The 5,426-nt window shown below is 26.5% G+C and carries 6 protein-coding genes and 1 pseudogene; 1 reads left to right on the top strand and 6 read right to left on the bottom strand.

Annotated elements, in window-relative coordinates; genetic code table 11:
* Positions 1-727: 727 nt before the first annotated feature.
* The 4 genes and pseudogenes from ACEW7V_RS03345 to ACEW7V_RS03330 form a co-directional block, all read right to left on the bottom strand.
* A pseudogene (locus ACEW7V_RS03345) lies at positions 728-858 on the bottom strand (HD domain-containing protein); the annotation flags it as partial.
* Positions 859-1,320: 462 nt separating this feature from the next.
* On the bottom strand, positions 1,321-1,425 hold the full coding sequence (locus ACEW7V_RS03340) for a PduL/EutD family phosphate acyltransferase (protein ID WP_374695439.1): 105 nt from the start codon (positions 1,423-1,425) through the stop codon (positions 1,321-1,323).
* 974 nt (positions 1,426-2,399) lie between these two features.
* The gene (locus ACEW7V_RS03335; RefSeq protein WP_374695438.1) at positions 2,400-2,714 is read right to left on the bottom strand and encodes a hypothetical protein; all 315 of its coding nucleotides are present in this window, start codon (positions 2,712-2,714) and stop codon (positions 2,400-2,402) included.
* A gap of 438 nt (positions 2,715-3,152) precedes the next feature.
* On the bottom strand, positions 3,153-3,302 hold the full coding sequence (locus ACEW7V_RS03330; protein WP_374695437.1) for a hypothetical protein: 150 nt from the start codon (positions 3,300-3,302) through the stop codon (positions 3,153-3,155).
* 515 nt (positions 3,303-3,817) lie between these two features.
* Here ACEW7V_RS03330 and ACEW7V_RS03325 point away from each other — a divergent pair.
* On the top strand, positions 3,818-4,090 hold the full coding sequence (locus ACEW7V_RS03325) for a hypothetical protein (protein ID WP_374695436.1): 273 nt from the start codon (positions 3,818-3,820) through the stop codon (positions 4,088-4,090).
* Positions 4,091-4,332: 242 nt separating this feature from the next.
* Here the strand turns inward: ACEW7V_RS03325 and ACEW7V_RS03320 are convergent, their stop codons facing one another.
* Together ACEW7V_RS03320 and ACEW7V_RS03315 are read right to left on the bottom strand one after the other, a co-directional pair.
* Positions 4,333-4,608, bottom strand: coding sequence for a DpnII family type II restriction endonuclease (locus tag ACEW7V_RS03320; protein ID WP_374695435.1), 276 nt, complete (start codon positions 4,606-4,608; stop codon positions 4,333-4,335).
* 258 nt (positions 4,609-4,866) lie between these two features.
* Entirely contained in the window at positions 4,867-5,316 is a 450-nt protein-coding gene (locus ACEW7V_RS03315) for a Panacea domain-containing protein (protein ID WP_374695788.1), read from the bottom strand.
* Positions 5,317-5,426 lie beyond the last annotated feature (110 nt).

The raw sequence follows: 5,426 nt of genomic DNA, 5'->3' as shown, positions 1-5,426 counted from the left end.
TGTACATTAATGGACAAACAAATGGTAAGTATTGAAATTGGACCCGGTTCATGCCTGTGCAGAGTACACCCCGATTTTAAATCCGAATGCCACTTGTGATACGATGACGGCTTACTCAAATGGCGATACTGCCAAATTACGAAATAAAAATAAAAAATAAATAATTTCAGAATTTAAATTTATGTTATAAGGATATATCATCTTATAATCATATTTCACTTAACAAAACTAACAATATACACACCATTCCTATTTTATTGAATCATATACTTCTTCACGGTGTCTTCGCTCAATAAAATCCTTCTAAAACGCAGTCACAATAAGAAGGAGGTAAAACGGATATGATAAAATTACAAAATTCCAATAGCCCTAATTGTAATTATTCAATAAATAATTTATAAAACCAATCCATCTTAAAAAGCCTTCAGATCTGAAGTTTTTCAGACTTATCTGGCGGTTAGAGTTTGGAATGATGAATTGATACTGAAAAATCAATTACACTTCCGTTTTCCAAAGATACAAGACGTATAAATATTGTTGTAGTGCTAACACGTCTTTCATGAGGTATCATACTCGTTTACACAATAGTTTAGTGTTTAGAACTTGCAAGAAGGTTTTTAATATTTGTGATTTTTAAAAACCTTTCTGCAAGTCTAAAGAAAACACCTTAAATGTGTATAAAAACTAATGAACTTTGCTCCATGAAAGACGGATGCATAGCGCCGCTTAATTGTTTTATACGTCTTAATCTTTGGAAAACGGAAGTATCAATTAATTTTTCAATCAATTCGTATTCCAGATAAATATAACGTAGATAGGGTCACGAAAAACTTCAGATCTGAGAAACTTTTTAAAGATGGATTGGTTTTTTGCATTGATTTTATTGAGGATAATTTTTAATTAAGTTTATTGGGTTTTGTAATTTTTATCCTTATCCGTTTTACCTCCCGCTACTTGTTGTTTGCGATTTTAGAAGAGTTTTTATTGAGCGAAAGACATACAAATGAAAGGAAATTTATGTCTTTCGTTCAATAAAAAAAATAAAATAATTGTTAGTTATATTGTTAGTTTTGTTAAAGGGGTGAAAATAAATATAGGTTATATAAGATCTTTGGGGTGAGTTGCAAGATCCTTATATAACGCAAGAATTTAAGTTCACAAAATTATTTATTTTTTTATTTTTAATGATTTATTTCAGTAATTTAACAGTATCGCCATTTTTAAAGTAAAAAAGCACTGCACGTCATCGGTATCTACGATGGCATTCAAGTTTAAAATCCGGGGTGTACTCTGCACAAAACTGTTTTAAGATGCCAGGTTTTAGTGCCTTCCGTTTAAATAACACACCATTTGTTTTGTCGTAATACCAAAATTTTTTGCATCTTGGGTAGATAAATGAATATGTCTGTTAGGCAATAATAACACTTCTTCAATGTCTATGACCTTTGAGACCTATTAAAAGTGACTGCCTGAACACTTTAATATCGCCTGAAGAATCTAACAGGAGCTGTAAAACCGTGTCTTAAAGCTTATCGCTTTGACTAATTTCTACTTGGTCAAAAGGTCTTGTGGGTCCTAAAATCCGAACTTGTGGAAGAATTTTTTCCTGATGGACTCATAACATCAATTTTTTCTCTTGGGCTGCAAATTGTCCTGTTTGTTTGAGGGGTTTGAAAAAAGCGAGTTGATAATTTTTTGACCGAATAAAATATCTAGTGTTTCTTGTGATAGATGAGTGTGTCTTCCTGAGATTCCTATTGGAATGTGATACATGTTTGCCTCCATTGTTTACATTTACAGCTTTATTATAACATTTTTATTATAAAATGCCTCTTATTTTCTACATATTTTGATTTTTTTATTGAAGAATTGGTAAAAAGTTTTTGTGCATAAATAGTATATAATTTTTAGTAATTTACTTTATTATAACATGAATTATTAGAAATATTCAAGGTAATTTGTTTATTTTGTTATTTTATTGTTTTGTTATGCTATATTTATTAATGACAAATAAAAGATGACTATGTAAAAAAGATTCTGGGGTTTAAAGGTATTTCACTGTTCCGTTTTTAGACATTTTTTTATTTAAAAATCACTCTTTAAGACTTAAAATTAAATAGATAATTTCATATCTTTTCAAATTAACAAATAATTTCATTACACTTAAAAAGTGTCTAATGTTTTTTTATAATTTGCTAGTTTCAAAAGATATTTTTTTAAATATTTTATCCCTACATTATATATATAGGCCGAAAAAACGAAAAAGTTGCATATAAAACGACATTGATTAAATTTTTTTTACGAAATAATGCGGAATTTATTGTTTTTTGTAAAAAAATGTATGACAAAAACAACCTTTTTTTCAAAGGTTATAAGTTTATATATCCGTAATTAAATATTTATCTAAAAGTTTGAAAGTATTTTAAAGGAGATGAATTGTTTAATTTAGTTAAAATCCATTTATTATTCCAAAAAGAAGTAAATTGTTTTATTATTTTTTTGATTTTACTTGGTGTTTTTTGGAATAAAAAGGGATGTTGGTTGGATAAAATACTTTTCATCTGGCCAAAAAGATTTTCAATGACAGCATTATCACGTGGGGTTGCTTTACGAGACATGCTAATTAAAAACCCTTTTTTAGTTAAAACTTTTTGTACTTTTAGAGATTGATAAACTTTTACCTTGGTCCAGAATGTATAATGCAAAGTTTTCAAAGGAGGAATTTTTTAATGGTATTTAAAATTAAATTCTTTATCTTGGCAGTTAGTGATGTGAAAAGAGACAATTTGATTGTTGAAAGAATCAATAACACATAGAAAAATAGATAAAACCTTGGGGAGTTTTAAAATAAGTAATGTCGGTAAATAGTTTTTCATGGGTTGGGAGGTAGTAAAGTTTGATTAATTAAATTTGGGACTATTTTGAGGTTGGATTTCTAAATTTTTATGATAATAATATTTATTTTCTTAAACCTTAACTTACAACAAATATTATTTTTCTTTCATGATAAGATAAACTTTTCTTAGTAATAAATTCGTTAAAAATTTCTTGGTATAAATCAGTAATTTTACGATGACCGTAAAAATATGAATGTTGTAAACATAAAGTTTGAATGCGTTGTTGTTGTAAAAAATATTTTGTTTGTTTTAATTTTATTTTTTTTCAATTTTTAGCCAATAATAATAAGTACTTCGATTAATACGAATTGTTTTTAAAATGGTAGTTAAATTTAGGTCTTTGACAAATTGTTTAACCAATTGAAAAACTATTTTTTTATTAATAGTTTGAATGTGGAAAATCATATTTTGTAATAATTTTATTTTTTTTCTTTAATTTTTGCATTATTAACACCAATTATCTTAATATTTTTTTATTTATTCCAAAAATAATTATAACTAAAAAATAATAAAAAACTGAATTTTTAAATATATTTATTAAATTATTATATAATATTATTAGTATTCAATGACGAGCAGAGCGAACTAGGCGTAAGCCGAAGTATATTAAGAATTAACTATTACACCCCCTCTATAAAGTCCCCTTTGGGGATTTAGGGGGGTCTAAATTTAACGTATATATTAATTATATAATTTTAAATTTAAACATTATAAATTATTATAATATATAATAAATTTATATATACTAATTAAATATAAAAATACCTTGATAGGTTTTTATATTTAATTAGCATCATTAATATTATTTTATTTAATATTAAATAAAATAATATTAATGATATATGTTTCTAATAAGGTTAAACCCGAATTAAGTATTATTTATCGCAACCAAAATCAAAACAGCCTTGGAATTTTTGATTTTGGTTGTAGTTTTACCCACGGGGTTTAACCTTATTAGAAACATACCATTATATATAGGCGAAAAAGGAAAAGGTTGCTATAAAAACAGTATGGAGTTAATTTTACACAATAATGCGGAGTTTTTGCTTTTGGGTTGGTTATGCTATATAATAACAGAGTTAAATGGCAAAATGCTCACCATAAACACTAGCGAAAATGATGACAGAAGAGATAAAAATGGAAAAAAATGGAAAAAAATAAAAAAAATATCCCCCTCATTTGAGGGGGTCTAAATTAGGTTAAAAAATGATTCGTTTTAATTTATGCCAAAATTGTGAAAATTAAAAGTATGATATTTACAGGTTTTGAAAGGTCATTTATAGGCTAAATTGAATATAAGGGGGTCTAATAATCCTAGGGTAATTACCCTAATTGGAATTAAATCAAAGCGATAGGGGCAAAATAATGCGTTTAAGAGGAATTCCTGATTTAGAAGTTTATTTTTTATTCTAAAATTAGTTTTGTTTTATAGTTTTTAAAAATTCTTGGAACCGATGGATATTGAATAAAATATTGGTTTCGTTTCAGTTAAGATTTTATCCACCAAAATGGCGTTCTTTTTTAACCCTGGGCCATCAATTACATAAATGAAGCGAAAATTTTTGAATTTGTTAATGATATTATCAAATTCTACTAAACGTTTTAATTCACTATTAATTTTGGAACCTGAATTGTTAAAAAAACTACTTTCCAAAAGATAAGTGGTGGTGTTGTGTTGAAAAACAAAATCCACTCTTTTTGTTTCTTTCAATTCGACACCTTTTTAAAATATCTGTTAATTCTTCTTGAAAGTTGAAGTTGTGTTTTTTTGAAAAGGGTTTAATCAAAGTGGAATAAACCTTCTGATTTATTTTTTTTTCTTGAGTTGGAATCCTAATCCAACAAAACCCCTAAAAGATAATCTTTAATATTTTTGGATTATAAACCTTTTATTGTTTTAAAACTTGAAATATCTGTTAAATTTTGATCGAATCGATAACGAAAAAGATTATTAACTGTTTGTTCCATATTAACAAATGTGTTTAGTGTTTTTAGAAAAATATTCTAAAATATCTTTGTTTTTAATAATGTTTTTAGACCAATCGGAATTGATATAATATGTATTTTTCCATGGGTCTTCTTCGTGAGTTTGTTTAGATAAAGAATTGGCTTCTTTGTTGCCGTATAATGAAATAATATCATCAAGGATTTGTTTTTGAGCGGCATTTATTTTAGTTGCATCTCCCATTGATAAAGAATCGGGATTTAACGGTTTATAAGTAAATTCTTTTAGTTGTGCGCACAATTCAGGAAAAACAGGACCATAAATCCAAGCTTGGATTTGTTCTTTTACAAGAGGTTTTTTAGTTTGCACTAAATGTTTTGCGTGAGCGTAATAAATCATTTTATTTAGTTTCATTTTAGTAGTTGGATGAGGATTATTTTCAACAATGTAAAGTGAAACATCAAAAACGTTAATTTGGTTTTTTGTTGGGGATGATGGATGTTCATATTAATTCCCTTCCTATTTTTATATTATATTTTAACATCTTTTTTTTGATGATTTTTTAATTGTTTAAGCAATACATA

The sequence above is a fragment of the Areca yellow leaf disease phytoplasma genome (assembly GCF_041920595.1).
This window is presented reverse-complemented; position numbering and strand designations above follow the sequence as displayed.